Origin of the sequence: Leptothoe spongobia TAU-MAC 1115, assembly GCF_018739885.1 — a bacterium.
Classification (GTDB): domain Bacteria; phylum Cyanobacteriota; class Cyanobacteriia; order Phormidesmidales; family Phormidesmidaceae; genus Leptothoe; species Leptothoe spongobia.
Genome location: NZ_JADOES010000017.1, coordinates 28240 through 43954 on the forward strand (window position 1 = coordinate 28240; position 15715 = coordinate 43954).

11 protein-coding genes are annotated in these 15715 nt (G+C 45.9%); 8 read left to right on the forward strand and 3 right to left on the reverse strand.

Annotation, left to right across the window (positions count from 1 at the left end; translation table 11 throughout):
* The first annotated feature begins 136 nt into the window (after positions 1-136).
* A complete protein-coding gene (locus IXB50_RS10495) occupies positions 137-1006 on the forward strand; it encodes a tetratricopeptide repeat protein (protein WP_215608918.1) in 870 nt (289 codons plus the stop codon).
* A gap of 432 nt (positions 1007-1438) precedes the next feature.
* Here IXB50_RS10495 and IXB50_RS10500 read toward each other — a convergent pair whose 3' ends face one another.
* Entirely contained in the window at positions 1439-1834 is a 396-nt protein-coding gene (locus tag IXB50_RS10500; RefSeq protein ID WP_215608919.1) for a response regulator, read from the reverse strand.
* Positions 1835-2150: 316 nt separating this feature from the next.
* Between IXB50_RS10500 and gyrA the strand changes: the two genes are divergently transcribed.
* Complete coding sequence (gene gyrA / locus IXB50_RS10505) at positions 2151-4652, forward strand: DNA gyrase subunit A (RefSeq protein WP_215608920.1); 2502 nt, start codon at positions 2151-2153, stop codon at positions 4650-4652.
* A 61-nt stretch (positions 4653-4713) separates the two neighbouring features.
* Complete coding sequence (locus IXB50_RS10510) at positions 4714-5958, forward strand: ABC transporter ATP-binding protein (RefSeq protein WP_215608921.1); 1245 nt, start codon at positions 4714-4716, stop codon at positions 5956-5958.
* A 160-nt stretch (positions 5959-6118) separates the two neighbouring features.
* Here the strand turns inward: IXB50_RS10510 and IXB50_RS10515 are convergent, their stop codons facing one another.
* Positions 6119-6898 (reverse strand): hypothetical protein, encoded by a 780-nt coding sequence (locus IXB50_RS10515; protein WP_215608922.1) that lies wholly within the window; start codon positions 6896-6898, stop codon positions 6119-6121.
* Positions 6899-7443: 545 nt separating this feature from the next.
* Between IXB50_RS10515 and IXB50_RS10520 the strand changes: the two genes are divergently transcribed.
* Positions 7444-8583, forward strand: a complete 1140-nt coding sequence (locus tag IXB50_RS10520; protein ID WP_215608923.1) for an ATP-dependent 6-phosphofructokinase — start codon at positions 7444-7446, stop codon at positions 8581-8583.
* Between the two features lie 243 nt (positions 8584-8826).
* Positions 8827-9450 carry a TetR/AcrR family transcriptional regulator gene (locus tag IXB50_RS10525; protein WP_215608961.1) on the forward strand — a complete coding sequence of 208 codons (624 nt, stop codon included), beginning with the start codon at positions 8827-8829 and terminating at the stop codon, positions 9448-9450.
* On the opposite strand, the gene IXB50_RS10530 is transcribed toward IXB50_RS10525, so the two are convergent.
* Positions 9447-9938, reverse strand: coding sequence for a HugZ family pyridoxamine 5'-phosphate oxidase (locus IXB50_RS10530; protein WP_215608924.1), 492 nt, complete (start codon positions 9936-9938; stop codon positions 9447-9449). The genes IXB50_RS10525 and IXB50_RS10530 overlap by 4 nt on opposite strands.
* Before the next feature lie 250 nt (positions 9939-10188).
* Here IXB50_RS10530 and IXB50_RS10535 point away from each other — a divergent pair, with 250 nt between their 5' ends.
* From IXB50_RS10535 to IXB50_RS10545, 3 genes are all read left to right on the forward strand, one after another.
* Complete coding sequence (locus tag IXB50_RS10535; RefSeq protein ID WP_215608925.1) at positions 10189-10578, forward strand: RidA family protein; 390 nt, start codon at positions 10189-10191, stop codon at positions 10576-10578.
* Positions 10579-10992: 414 nt separating this feature from the next.
* On the forward strand, positions 10993-11871 hold the full coding sequence (gene aroF, locus IXB50_RS10540) for a 3-deoxy-7-phosphoheptulonate synthase (RefSeq protein ID WP_215608926.1): 879 nt from the start codon (positions 10993-10995) through the stop codon (positions 11869-11871).
* A 556-nt stretch (positions 11872-12427) separates the two neighbouring features.
* Entirely contained in the window at positions 12428-15244 is a 2817-nt protein-coding gene (locus tag IXB50_RS10545) for a response regulator (RefSeq protein ID WP_215608927.1), read from the forward strand.
* Positions 15245-15715 lie beyond the last annotated feature (471 nt).

The window sequence follows — 15715 nt, forward strand, 5'->3', positions numbered from 1 at the left end:
GTCTAAGTAAACGAAATAAATTAAAGGGAAGCTCTCAAAATAATCTAGCTTACTGACCTGAATATCTTTATAAAGGGTTTTAATCCTGTCCAAAGACCTGATTGTTCCTCAAATCTTACCCATCCGCCCATTTCCTATGAATCAGCTTATATCTCGGCTTACTCGTCCTGTATTCGCTACACTACTTGCCTTGTTGGGGTGTGGTTGGACGGCCCGCGCTGTGGATGCTCAGGCCTTGCTACCCTACACGCTGCCGTTGGACGAAGAGCGGCTGACAGCAACGGGACTCACCCTGGCTCAGGAGGCGGCTCAGCTAGCGCAGTTTCAGCAGTATGACGAGGCCCTAGCTCGGATTCAGTTGGCGGCTCAACTTGCGCCTCAGGATCCACAAATTCTGGCCCTAATGGGAAGCTTGCATTTACAAGTGGGTGACAGTGCCGCTGCTGTCATGGCTTTGGAAAGTGCAAAAGCCATCGATAGTGATGATTCAACGATTTGGTTTACCTTGGGCTCGGCCTACTTTAGCGAAGCTAAATACCTACAGGCTGCGAATGCCTTAGAGAAGGGATTAGGTCTAGAACCGGGGAATTCTGGAGCTCATTTTGACCTTGGGAATGCCTATTACAAGCTCAATCGCTATCAAAAAGCCATTAATCAGTATGAAACAGCTGTTAGCTTTGACGAGCTTTTCTGGCCTGCGATTAATAATATTGGCCTTGTGCTTTATGAAATGGGTGAGCTTGAGCCAGCCATTGAGTATTGGGAACGGTCACTAGATGTGGCCGATGAAGAGCCTGAACCAACCCTAGCTATTGCAGCGGCTCGCTATGCTGCCAATATTAATCGCCCTGCTGCCATCGAGTCAGCGACAGAAGCGCTAGAGCGGGATAGCCGCTATGCCGATCTAGAATTCTTGGAGGATAATCTGTGGGGGACTCGTTTGCTCAGCGCTACCGAAGCAATGTTTAGGACGCCAGGGCTACAGGAAGTCCTGGCGGGACTTTAGGCTAGGTCTGCGCAAAACTGACCAGCAGCAGATATCGCAGATGGTCTCAACTAGCTATTAGATACCAAGAGCCCCAAAACCTCAGCAGCAGGTCTTTGGGGGGATTTGGAACCGTAAATGAAAATAAAGACTGGTTTTCTAACGACTCAAGATCTAAACTGGCTGACTTAGATGGGGGACTAGATTTCGGGATCAGGCGTTTAGAGGCTTGAATTGTCTTTACAAAGTTTGCTAGATAATTTTAATTTCACTTCTGAATACTTGGCTCAAAATAGATAGTTATTCAGAAGCTAAACCTTTGGATCATCCAGCAATTAAGAAATGTACTACCTGAAAAAATAGTAGTACATTTGAATTATTATAAAAATGTTCAAGATAGGTCTTTTTCCATGATTGTTGGAGTACACTCCAGGAGCAGACTTGCTCCCAGACCTACTCACCAATCATGGCTTTGACGTCATCTACAAACTTTTGGTGATCCACAATGGGTTTTGAAATGTAGCCATCAGCGCCACTTTGTTGCAAAAAGTTCTCCCGATCGCCGTCCATGGCATGGGCAGTAACCAAGATAATGGGTAGTTCAGCGGTGCTGCTCTTAGCTTTCAACATTTGAGTAATGCGAATGCCATCTACGGGTTTCCCTTGATAAAGACTGTGAGAGAGAGAAACGTCCATTAAAATCACGTCAACTTCGCCGCTTTCGGCAATTTCCATGACTTCGTCTACATTTTCGGTATGCTTGACCGCTAAGCCACCGCGCTTGGTCAATATCTTTGAGAAAACGCGTGCGTTGATCATGTCATCTTCAACGATTAAAACCGTTTTCATAGGCAGTTTCGATAAAACAGCAGAGTTACTATAACCAGTGGTGGTCATTGGTCTGGAGACGTGATGACCAGAGATGATAGAGCTTGTTTCAATAACAATGCTCGGGCATGCAAGCGTTTACACGTCTATTGAATTCTTGATCGATTTAGAACCTAACTATTGCGAATCAATGACGCTTGTGTATAAGGTACAGCATTGGTAAGGCTAAACCACGTCCAAGTTAAAACCTAGAGTTTTATCGACGGCAACCTTGCAGTTCTGGGCGTGGACAAAGTTTATTTAATGCTTTCAAGGCGGCTTTCAAGGATACGAAATCATGGCAAATCAGCTAAATGCGTTTTCGGATGAGCAAATTGTTGTCACTTCTCTTCATACAGAGGTGCAACGATCATATCTGGAATATGCCATGAGCGTTATCGTCGGGCGGGCTTTGCCAGACGTGCGCGATGGTCTTAAACCGGTGCATCGGCGGATTCTCTATGCCATGCATGAGCTGGGTTTGACCCCCGATCGACCCTTTCGAAAATGCGCCCGTGTGGTAGGGGATGTTCTGGGTAAATATCACCCCCATGGGGACCAGGCGGTTTATGACGCCCTGGTGCGAATGGTGCAGGATTTTTCCAGCCGCTATCCGCTGTTGGATGGCCATGGCAATTTTGGGTCGGTGGATAATGATCCCCCGGCGGCTATGCGATATACCGAAACTCGCTTAGCTTCTGTGAGTCATGAGTCGTTGCTAGGGGAAATCAGCGAAGCCACTGTTGATTTTATTGATAACTTTGATAGCTCCCAGCAGGAACCGACAGTATTGCCAGCTCAGCTGCCCAACTTATTGCTTAATGGCAGCTCTGGAATTGCCGTGGGTATGGCCACGAATATTCCGCCCCACAATTTGGGAGAGGTGATTGATGGTTTGATTGCCATTATTGATCGGCCTACTTTATCAGATGAGGCGTTGTTTAAGCTGATTCCCGGTCCAGATTTTCCCACGGGGGGTGAGATTACAGGAACTAAGGGTATTCACGATGCCTATCGCACTGGTCGTGGCAGTATCCCGGTGCGGGGAATTGCTAGCTTTGAGGAAATTCAGCCGGGTAAGGGGCGTCAGCGGCGCAATGCCATTGTGGTGACCGAGCTACCCTATCAGGTCAATAAGGCGGGGTGGATTGAAAAGGTAGCCAATCTGGTTAACCAAGGCAAGCTAGACGGGATTGCGGACATTCGTGATGAGAGCGATCGCGACGGTATGCGGGTGGTGATCGAATTAAAGCGGGAGGTTCAGCCCCACAGTATTTTGGCCGCCCTCTACAAGATGACACCCCTACAGAGCAACTTTGGCGCGATTATGCTGGCGCTGGATGGGGGGCAACCGATTCAGATGCCCCTGCGTCATATGCTGCAGTCGTTTCTGGATTTTCGTGAAGAAACCTTAGTCCGGCAATATACCAACGAACTGGAAAGAACTGATCGGCGCTTGCATATTGTGGAAGGTCTGTTGACGGCCCTCGACAGTATTGATGAGGTGATTGAAATTCTGCGGGCAGCGCCGGATGGTTCATCGGCAAAGGTAGAGATTAGTGAGCGTTTTGAGCTGAGCGAGCGTCAGGCTGATGCGATTTTGGCCATGCCCCTAAGGCGTTTGGTGGGTTTAGAGCAAGAAAATCTGCTGAACGAGTTTGATGAGCTATCGACGATTAAAGATAACTTGGAGCGTTTGCTATCGGATCGTAAAGAACGCCTCAAGGCCCTCAAGAAAGATCTTAGAAAGCTTAGGAAATCCTTTGGCGATGAGCGTAGAACTCGTTTGCAAACGGCTAGCGAACGGGCTGCTGAAGAAGAGCGATTGGCCAATCTTGTGGCTGAGGCCCAGGAAGAAGAAACCGTGGTTGAGCTAACGCGTAAAGGATATGCGAGACGATTATCGCCGCGCGCATATCAGCGACGGCAGGGTAAGCAGGAGGAGTTACCCACTAAGCTAACGGAGCTTGATGACGTGACTACCCAGACAGAGTTTGCCTGGACTACTCACAATTTGCTGATATTTTCTCGCGATGGTAAGGCTTTTCAGCTAATGGTTGGTGATATACCCATTGCTCAGCGGCAGTCTAAGGGGCAGCCTTTGTTTAACCTGTTACCCGATGCCATTGGTAATGATCCGGATGCGGTGCTTCCCCCCATTTTGATGACGGAGGAGGTGATGACGCAGCAGATTATTTTGGTGACTGCCCAAGGCAAAATTAAACGTTTGCCGTTGACGGAGTTTGAATCAATTACAGCTCGTGGTTTAGTCGCGATTAAGCTCAAGCCAGAGGATCACTTGGCTTATGCGGTGATCGCTGAGTTAGATCAGGACTTGATGCTGGCATCATCTGGAGGGCGTCTTTTGCGGTTTGCCATTGACCGTGATCAGTTGCCAGATACCAGTCGTAACTCTCAAGGCACCCAAGCGATTCGGGTGATCAAAGGAGAATCCGTTGTCGGCTGTGTGCCGATTCAAAATCAAAGCAAGATGTTGCTGGTTTCGACCAAGGGCTATGCCAAGCGGATGCAGGCGGCTGCGATTAAGCGAAGTAGCCGTGGGGGCATTGGTTCGCAGTCATTTAAGTTTAGTCAGAATGGCGATAGCCTGGCGACATTGCTAGAGGCACCAAAAGATGCTGACTTTACGGTGATGACTAGCCAGGATCGAGCTGCACGTTTGCGTATAGACCGTATTCCTGTTCAAGGGCGGAGTCAGCCTTGCGATCGCATCTTAACCCCTGCCCGTGGTGAAACCATTACCGATATTCTGGTATCTGTAGATAGCACTGACGACTAGCTTGATTGCCCTTAAGCTAGTCAGCCTGCTACTGAACTCGCTACCAAATTAGGAACCAAACGTGGCCGAGGTTGTTATAGACAACGTTTACAAAACATTTCCGCGTCAATCGTCCGATGCCAAATCATCGACGGTGCTTAAGCGGATTCATCTGAATGTGAAAGACGGCGAGTTTATGGTGCTTGTCGGTCCTTCTGGCTGTGGTAAAAGTACCCTATTACGTCTAATTGCTGGTTTAGAAAGCATCACGGGGGGCACGATTACCATCGGTCAGCAGCAGGTCAATAGTCTGCCTCCTAAGCAGCGCGATGTGGCCATGGTATTTCAGAGCTATGCCCTATATCCGCATCTGAGCGTGTACGACAATTTAGCCTTTGGGTTACGGCGGACTGCGGGGGATTTGCCGCCGATTACTCGCTGGCAGCAGGCCTTATTTGGAGTGACGCGACTCCTGCCCCCCGGTTTTCACTATTTTCCAGCACGAGAACAAGCGATCTCCAAACGAGTCAAAACCATCGCTGAGATTTTGCAAATTACCCCGCTTCTAAAGCGATTACCTCGCCAACTTTCAGGGGGGCAAAAACAGCGTGTGGCCTTGGGGCGAGCGATGGCGCGCAATCCGCAGGTATTCCTGATGGATGAACCCCTGTCAAATTTGGATGCCAAACTGCGTACGGAAACCCGAGCTCAGATTGTTTCACTGCAACGACGGTTGGGGACAACGACGATTTATGTCACTCACGATCAGGTCGAGGCTATGACCATGGGAGACCGGATTGCTGTGATGCACCAGGGAGTAATTCAGCAAATTGCCGCTCCTCTAGAGTTGTATCATTATCCGGCTAATCGGTTTGTTGCTTCGTTTATTGGTTCACCACCCATGAACTTTCTCACGGTGCAGATCCAAGCACCGCTGACGCTGATTCACCCAGCCTTTCGTCTGACACTGCCTAGTCATTGGGAAAAGATTTTGGCTCCCTACAGCAATCAGACGCTGATTTTAGGTATTCGACCCGAACACCTCCGCTGTACAGTGCCTGCTCCCAAGAATTTAGCGGTGACTGTACAGCGGAGTGAAGCTTTAGGCAGCGAGACTTATCTCACTGTAGATTTAGATAGCTCCGCCTCTGATGAAACAATGTTGCTAGTACGCCTGAATGGAATAGAAGATAAGGTGCCTCGTTTAGGTGACAGACTCACACTCGGTATCCGTGTGGAGCATGTTCATTTATTTGATTCAGAGACTGGGGAAGCGATTGTCAAGGCTCCTAAGCCTCTGAATGTTGGCGATAGAGAGTTAGAGTAATTAGGAAATTATAGTTTTGTGCAGATAGTTCACAACAGCAGTGATCATGAGTGATCCCTAGATAGATTAAAGAACAACCGCTATGGACGGCACAATTTGATAAATTTGTTCATCGGATTGCTATAGAAGATGACTTAAGGTTAATAGTATTCCTCTGGATTTACTTTTTGGCGTGAGAGCGTTTAGTGAATCGTAGACCGAGTCCAACGGCAGCTGCGATCGCAACACCTGAGGCCGACTCAGGTACTGATGTAGCGTCAATCACCGTTATCTGAAACTGGCTGATGGTAGCCATCGCTCGTCCGTTTCGGTTATCAGAGGTAATAATTTCGAACCCAAATACCTGGTTTCCAGCAATCTCAACAGATGTGGTGCCAGACTGTTCAACAGGACCAGTACGATCGATCAACTCAGTAAACATTCTGCCGTTGGTAAGTGGATCATTGGGAGGCAAGTCACCAATGGAAAAACCAAATACATCAAAGGCGGGACCGAATCTTTCAGTCGTTGAAATATCAGCTGTTGAGTAGTCCCAGTTAAAAGAGAGGATACTTGCTTCGGGCACGGTCACAAAAACACTTGTAAAGCTGCCTTCGCACAAAAATAGAAAGAAAGGATTTACCGATTGGCAATCTAAACCAAACTCATCTAAAATCTCAGACTGATTACTACCCAGCAGAGTCAGTGAGTCGGGGGCATCCGTAAAATCCACCGAGCCATTAAAAGGAGCTAGGGGAATGCCTTCAATTGTAATTTCTGAATTATCTATACCTATAAATGCAGGACTGCTATTAAATAGCTCCCATTGGTCGGGAGCAAAGCTGCCGTCAAAACCTTGAGTAGTCTCTACCTGCGCGGTCGCTAACTGTGCAGTTGTACCCACAACTGCTGCAGATGTTACTAACGCTCCTAAAACCTTATCTAAAATGGCTTTTGCCATCGTATTCCGTAGTAAAAAACCTTAACCTTATTGTTCTTAACAAGGGTTAGTGAACCTAACCGGAAGATGACCTGATATACGTACAAATCAACACACGCGTAGCAATGCGTTCCGGATTGATTTGCCGTTACGCCGACTATAAGTCGACTCAACTAGGAATGTCGGGTCTGAGACGAGGCATTTACTAAAACAATATTGTTGCTCTACCTTTGTTAAAGTTGATTGATGGCGCTTTGATAAGTTCTGGCAAAGATAAATCAACCATCAATGAACCCAGATATTGTCATCAGCAATTGCACTGAATTTTGTCCAACCACACTGTTCTAAGAGACGTCATGGAGACTTCTAAGAACAATGACGGTTGATTAATCCAAGGGGATTAATCAGCTTGATATAGCAACAAATTTTGTAACCGGTATATACAAAAAAAGTTGCGGATTATATCTTCCTGTCAATAATTTCTCAGAATAGCAGATGAGTCTATGTGAGTGTCGCCCAAACCCTGTAGTCTTAGGATCGCGATTTTAACAGCTAGCACGAATACTATGGGACAGCATCGGGACATTAAACGAATTGGCCTACTTACAAGTGGTGGCGACTGTGCCGGGCTCAATGCAGCGTTACGGGCTGTGGTACATCGAGCTGATAGCTATGGCTGGGAAGTCTTAGGGATTTCTCGGGCTACTCAAGGTTTGATGGCACGTCCTCCCGAATATATGGAGTTTGATGTGTCGAGTACCCATGATTTACTTCTTGCCGGGGGGACTGTCTTAGGTACTACTAATAAAGGCAATCCATTTGATTTTCCATTGCCCGATGGCTCCACTTGCGATCGCTCCCAAGAAATCATTGAAGGCTATCACCTATTGGGATTAGATGCCATGATTGGAATTGGGGGAGATGGCAGTATGGCCATTCTTCGCCGTCTGGCTCAGCAGGGGGGACTAAATTTAGTCGGAATTCCCAAAACCATTGATAACGATCTGGGCAGCACCGAACGCTCCATTGGCTTTGATACCGCCGTGAATATCGCTACCGAGGCCCTTGATCGTCTGCATTTTACAGCGGCTAGTCATTCGCGAGTGATGATTTTAGAAGTGATGGGACGGGACGCTGGACACATTGCCCTTAATGCCGGTATCGCTGGCGGGGCAGATATCGTTCTCATTCCTGAGATTCCTTACTCCATCGACAATATTTGCCAAACGATCAAGGGAATAAAGCGTAACTTTGCCACTATTATTGTGGCAGAGGCTGTGTGTACTGAGGCGGGTGAAAAAGTTGTCCAAACGAATCGCCTGGGTCAGTGTCGCCTGGGAGGTATTGGCGAATATTTGGCGGAACAAATTACCGAGACCATTAGTGCCGAAACTCGAGTCACGGTCCTTGGCCATGTGCAACGAGGGGGTACACCTTCCCCCTTGGATCGAGTATTAGCCACGGCTTTTGGAGTAGAAGCCGTAGACCTGATCGCCGCAGGTAAATACGATCACATGGTGAGCTGGCAAAACCGCCAGGTAGTCCATGTACCCATTGCCGAAGCCATTGCTGAATACCAAGCGGTTAATCCTCAGGATACGTTAGTCAAAACAGCTCGGGGTATGGGCATTTGTCTAGGGGATACGGCCTGTCATGTCGTAGACAGTCATGTTCGTTGTGACGCTACTGTAATGGCTCCGGTTTAATCCCCTGCTTCAATGCTCTAAACTCCTGGTCTATAGGCCAGCTGCAGAAACGCTGGTAATGGCTATCTGTAGCTGGCTGAATGTAAGCTTCTGTTAACCAATGGTGTGATTACGCGGCTCACGATAGACAATAGCTCCAAGGCTTTGGGGGCTATTCCTGTAATCTAGCTTTGTCGTTGTTGATGTAGGACGGCTCCACAACGTCAGCTTTCTAACCGTCAGTATGTGCCTGTGGCCTATTCTATGCAATTTGCTAAACCGTTGACGTCGTCCCAAGATGATACCCAAGAAAAGATTCTTGGGGCGGCCCAACGACTATTTGCCAAACGTGGCTATGGGGGAACAACCACCCGAGATTTAGCTCAAGCTGCGGGTGTGGCCGAAGGCACTCTCTTTAGACACTTTGAAAACAAAAAAGCGATTTTGATCGAAGTTGCTACTCGAGGGTGGGTAGAATTACTTACCGATCTACTAACTGAGCTGAGTGAAATGGCCAATTACAAGGCGATCGGTAAGGTAATGCGTAAGCGCATGTTAAATCTCTCTGCCAATACCGATATGCTGCGTGTGTGCTTTATGGAAGCACAATTTCATCCAGAATTACGAGAGCGTGTGCAGGCTGAAGTTATTTCCAAAATGACAGATGTAGCCGAAGCATTTTTTCAAACTGCCATGGATCGAGGCACCTATCGTTCTATGAATCCTCGGGTGGTGGCTCGGATTTTTCTGGGTATGTTTACTGTCGCTGGATTTAGTCAAATGACGCTGGCAGACGAAGCCAACTCGCCCCAGGATATGAAAGAGCTGGCAGAAACGCTGGCAGATATTTTTCTGAATGGAGTGTTGGTAAATACTGATGAGGCTTAACTCTGGCGTCTGGGCTCCAGGCTGTTGAGGTCATCCGTGTTTACTCGATAGGCCGCTCCGAATCCGATGACAAATTGTCCTGCTTGAGGCTGTAGTTGAAACACTTGAAAGTCAGGTAGGCCCTTCATCAAACCAATAACTTTGCCAAATCGCTGCTCAAAGCGATCAATTAAGCCTTGCCACTGGGTTGTTTCCCGAGGTAATGAGGTGGCAGCACATTCATAGGTTAGGCGTCGGCGAGCAAAGATTTCTTGAGTTTGGGCTTCGTCTTCGATAAAGAGAACACTGGCACGGTGGGTTTGTTTGAGATTAGCCGTGTGAGTTGACAATCCACTGACGTATATATAAATTTTTTTATCCCCATCGATCAAGAAAGGTGCATAGCTGGCTTGAGGGATCCCATCGGTGCTGACAGTGCTGAGGATAACACTGCGAAATGTCTCAGGAAACTTTTGATAAAGCTCAGTAACACGATTAAAGTCAGCCATGGTTTAGAGCAAAAGTGGGTAATTTTTTGATCTCATCTGTTTAAAAAGTAACATTCATAGCGTTTGCTCACGGCCTTGGAATTTCAGTCAAAATACCTTGAGTTGGAATAGCAATATAGTTTGTCGATATCCTTTGTCATCAGGATATTGATTGGTTAAGTCAGCGATGATTTGTGTTGATATGGGAAGGCTAATCCAGATTGTTACCCTTCCGGTAAAATACTCAAGCTAGTTATCTTGATGTCACATTATGGTTCGTCGCATTATTCAAACTGATCAAGCTCCTGCTCCCGTTGGTCCCTACAATCAAGCCATTGTTGCCTCTGGTGAGATGGTGTTTGCCTCAGGGCAAGTGGCGTTAGATCCCAGTAGTGGGGCGTTAGTTGGTGAAGGCGATGTGGCAGTACAAACCAAACAGTGTCTTGATAACCTGAGTGCTGTTTTAGCTGCAGCTGGAGCCACCATGGCCAATGTGGTCAAAACATCTGTTTTTTTAAAGGACATGAATGATTTTGTCACCATGAATGGTGTCTATGCCTCTTATTTTGATGAAGCTACAGCCCCGGCTAGAGCCTGTGTTGAAGTAGCTCGTTTGCCTAAAGACGTTCTAGTCGAAATTGAATGTATTGCAGTGATATAGATTTGTAGGTGCGTTGCATACCACGCACCTGACAGTTGACGATTTAAGTTTGGCGCGTTAATGTACTGGTATCGATACAGACATTGCTCCAGACTTTCAAGTCTTTCAATTCTATGTGTCAGCAATTCTTTTACTTTTGGTTTAGCCAGGTTCATCGGCCATGAGCCCTAGGGCTACTATGGAAGGCCGATGAACCGCAGGGTGTAAGCTCTGCGGTTTTGTTTTATTTACCTTACTACCCCGTCCTCACTCCCTCGTTACGACCGTCATGATCCCTTGCTACAGCTGGCAGTTTACATTTTTCTTTTTTACGCCACCACCGGGTAGGTAGCGTTTACTTTGCTGTATTGACTTGCCCGGAGCCTCCACAGGCTGCGGGTTTTTTGTTTTTTTACTGTTTATTTTTCTCAACCCATGAAAGACGCCAAACTAGTTGCCAAAACCCACGCCCATCACACCAGTGAAATTGCCATTACACCCCATATCTCCGTTGGTGGTAAAACCTTATTTATAGTAGGTGGACCCTGCTCCATTGAGAGCATGTCCCAGATGGATACAATTGCCCAAACTCTGCTGCAAGCTCCTGTACAAGGATTGCGCGGGGGTATTTATAAGCCCCGCACATCACCCTATGCGTTTCAGGGTTTAGGAGATGTCGGTTTAGATATTCTTTCAGCTATACGAAAGCGCTATGGATTGCCAGTGATTACGGAGGTAATGGCAATCCATCAAATCGAAAAACTTGCCCCCCATGCTGACGTACTACAGGTGGGTAGTCGGAATATGCAAAATTTTGATTTGCTCAAAGCCTTGGGGGAGACGGATAAACCTGTACTGCTAAAACGAGGCTTATCCGCAACTATCAACGAGTTTGTCATGGCGGCAGAATATATTGCCAGCCATGGCAACTCCAATATTATCCTTTGTGAACGTGGTATTCGAAGTTTTGATAACTATACACGTAATGTCCTTGATCTCGGGGCTGTCGTTGCTCTTAAGCAAATCACCCATTTGCCAGTGCTAGTTGATCCTAGTCACGCTACGGGGAAGCGAGAGTTAGTAGCTGCGTTGGCTAGGGCTGCTATTGCTGCTGGAGCTGACGGTTTAATGATTGAGTGTCATCCAGACCCCGAACAATCCATAAGCGATGCTCGTCAGACCATTAGTCTAGAAGCTATGACTGGACTTGTGGAGAGTCTGACTCCCATCGCTCAGGCTGTGGGGCGATCAGTTTGCTCAATGCCAGTATCCACTCAAGACATTGCCTTAAAAGTAATAGGGCTGCCAAATTAGTATCCCGTTTCCGGAACAACACCCGGCATCCTAATGTCTGTAATAGCTAAAAAGGACATCAGGGGCTTATCGCTGGGTGTTAAATGTCTATAGTTAAGCAAAACTCGCGAAAATGCCGATTTGTGGTTGATGCTGAGCAAATACTTTAGAATTAAACTCCTAAATCAAGTACAGCAAAGAAATTAAATAACTCTCTGACTTCTTCCTCGTTTATCGATAATAGAGTGTTCTGACTTCTGAATTTTTGAAGGTATTATCTCCAAACGTTCGGATTAGCTACAAATAAAGTTGTTGATTAAGATACTGGGTGTGTTTTCCCGCCAGTATCTTGGGGCTATTTATTTTTGCCGTTGCTGCTTAAAAGGATGAATCTGGCTGGTGCAGTCGCCATTTGTTTGCGTTGCACAGCTTAAATTCATAGCGAAGATCCGCAACGTCTAATTTTTCATCGTTGATTTCAGGTTAAAACTGAGCGCTTGGGATAGGACTTAAGCTGCTTATTAAGCTTCTGATTAATAGTCAGGGAATTTTATTTGATTTTTTGGAGATGCCTGAGGTGAGACGAAAGCACTTTTTAAAGGGTATACCTGCTGTCGCTACACTCTCAGTCTTGGCAATTTTGGGTCTTAAAAGCGTTGCTGTTGATTTTGATCAATACCGAAGTTACAGTGCACTGATTTCGGATCAGCTCGTTAACGAGGCAGCTGTTCAACTAGCGTTGCAAAATATTCGCTATACTATTTCCCAAAATGGGCAGTCCTTAAATACGGCTTTGCTTGAAGCAGAGAAAGTGCAGGCTCAGTTAATGGGACAGATTCCTCCTTCACTATCAGCGGCCGAGAAAACCCGTCTACGAAAGCAACTAGAATTCAATGCTGAATTGTTATCTGAAAAGCGTCAGCTTATTGAGCAGCTCGAAGTGCACCATGCCGAGTTAAGAACGGCTCTGACTCAAGAACCCAATTTGCTCAATGGTCTGAACGGCAGTCTGCGTCTCGAAATTGAGGCCTTATTGGATGATCTATTTCTCTATGCTGTCACTAGTGATAAGAAACTTATTGCTGATATAGAAACAAAATTTAGTCGTCTTGGACCTAGACTTGGTTCTGGTCCCATAACTGAACCTCAAGTAGCTCAGTTGGTTCAGCTGGTTTTAGATAACAAGCCTGCTGCAGATCAATTAATTGCTGATGTATTTGATTTACCGCTAACTAATAATATTCGAGCGCTTGAAAAACAGTTTGATGATATACAGCAAACGACTCAAAAACGAGTTGCCCTTTATCGAAACCTGGCATATGTTCTGTTGTTTACAGGTTCAGGTGTCGTTGCCTTTTGGGTCATTAACCGTTTGCGCCGTACCAGTCAGCAGACCGTAAGAGTTCTAGAAAGTATTACTGACGCGTTTATTGCTTTAGATCGTACCTGGTCAATTACTTACGTGAATGCCCAAGCTGCTGATATTCTTAAGTGCGATATTTCAGGGCTACTAGGTCAGGATTTTTGGAAGATTTTACCCGAATCCCTCGGTAAACGTTTTACCGAGTACTACCATGAAGCCGTTGCGACTAACTTACAGGTAGTCAGTTTTGAGACTTATTATGAGCCCACTGAACGCTGGTTGATGGTGCGTGGCTATCCGGGAATCGATGGGCTGTCCATCTTTTTACAAGACTTTACAGAACGAAAACAGGCTGAAGAACAGCTACTGGAACTAAATCGTGATCTTGATAACCGTGTTAAGGACCGGACGGCCCAACTTGCAAGTGCTATGGAAGAAGCGGAAACAGCACGGGTAAAGGCAGAGGATGCTAATCGTTCTAAAAGTGAGTTTTTGGCGAATATGAGTCATGAACTCCGCACACCGCTAAATGCCATTATTGGCTACAGCGAAATGCTTGAAGAGGATGTGACAAGCATTGGGGAAGAGGATTTTGTTCCGGATTTGCAAAAAATCCAGGGAGCAGGCAAACATCTGCTAGGCCTAATTAACTCGGTGTTGGATTTATCTAAAATTGAGGCTGGTCGCATGGAACTTTTCCTGGAGGATATCTGTGTCAAGACCATCATGGATGAAATTATAGGAACCATTCAGCCCTTAGCTCAAAAGAATTTTAACCAACTGTATGTGTCTTGTCCCAACGATATTGGTATGCTTCATGCCGATCAGGTCAAACTAAGACAAAGTTTGATCAATCTGCTCAGCAACGCATGTAAGTTTACTGAGAAGGGCAAGATTACTTTAGCGGTCGAGCCAATAATGATGGCAAATTCTCAGGGTTCTGAGGATAGAGGCTTAAAATTTATGGTTACAGATACTGGGATTGGTATGACGCCTGAGCAAATGGGTAAAGTTTTCCAGGCCTTTACTCAAGCAGATACATCAACGACACGAAAATATGGAGGTACTGGTTTAGGGCTAACGATTACTAAACAGTTTATTGCCATGATGGGAGGTGATGTGTCAGTTGATAGTACTTATGGTGAGGGAACGACCTTTACCCTGGCTATTCCTAGAATGGTTCAGGTGGATAGACCCTCTGAGGAAACCTTCTTTGCTCCTCCTATTCGCTTGATTGAGAGGGAGTCAATTGCTGCAATTCATGAATTATCAGGTAAATCTTCTGAAAAGACTATCTTAGTGATTGAGGAGGATGTGAATGCTCGGGAGAGTTTACACGGTTGGTTGACAGATGCGGGTTACAACGTCGTTTGTGCTGTTGATGGGCAGCAGGGTGTAGTGCTGGCCAATGAGCATTTACCTGACGCTATCCTTCTGGATATTATGTTGCCTCAAGAGGATGGTTGGGCGATTTTGCAAGGTCTCAAAGCTATGCCAACACTTGCTCCCATACCTGTTTTAGCAATCACTGACGACTCCAATCGTGCACATCAGTTAGGGGCAGCTGGCTGTATCCCGAAACCCGTTGACCATATTCGGTTACTTGACATCTTAGAGACCCAACTTCCTGATCATGAATGTCCAAAAATCTTAGTAGTCGAGGACGATGTTAATGCTCGGGAAATTATGGGGCGTTTTTTGCAGCAGTACAATTGGACCATTGTTTTAGCTGCTAGCGGTCAGCAGGCTCTTAACTATATCAATGATACTGTCCCTGATCTGATTGTTCTGGATTTGATGATGCCTGGTATGGATGGCTTTGAATTTGTTCAGATTTTGCGTCAGAACCCTGGCTGGAGATCTATTCCGATTATTGTGGTGACTGCCAAGACGCTAACGGCTAAGGATCAACAGCGTTTAGATGGTGTAGTGCAGGTGTATCAAAAGGCCGATTTCAATCGTCAGGATTTGCTTAATGAGGTACGGGCATTAGTGACTGCTAATGTCGATAGTGCATCTGTGGTCAGATAAGACTTGTCGGTAAGCCACATTAGTGCTGTGAGGAGTTCTAGGATATGTAATGTCACGATGAAAGAGGCTAAGATACATAAGTGTTCTTAATCATGAACGCTTACCTTCCGGAACTAATCACCATTCTAGAGCATCTTTATAAAGAAGTTTTGCTCTTACCGAAATTATTAGTGATGGCAAAAATTAGTTCGATACTCTCAATGACTTCATTAGATGTTTGGAGTGTATCGTTATTCAAATTCAATCTATTAAAACCTTAGTACTTTAATCAGCAGCTCTTCTGTAAAATATTTTTTATTTTTTAATAATAAAATCAGGACTTCAGTATTTGTTGGTAACAAGCGTTCTATTGTCATTTTTATGCTCAAATCAACCTTAATTTTATTGACAAGGTTGATTAAACGGTTTAATTTTCCATCTTCATTAATGTGTTGTCAAAAGATTGTGAGTCGAGCCAATGATTTTTCTCCT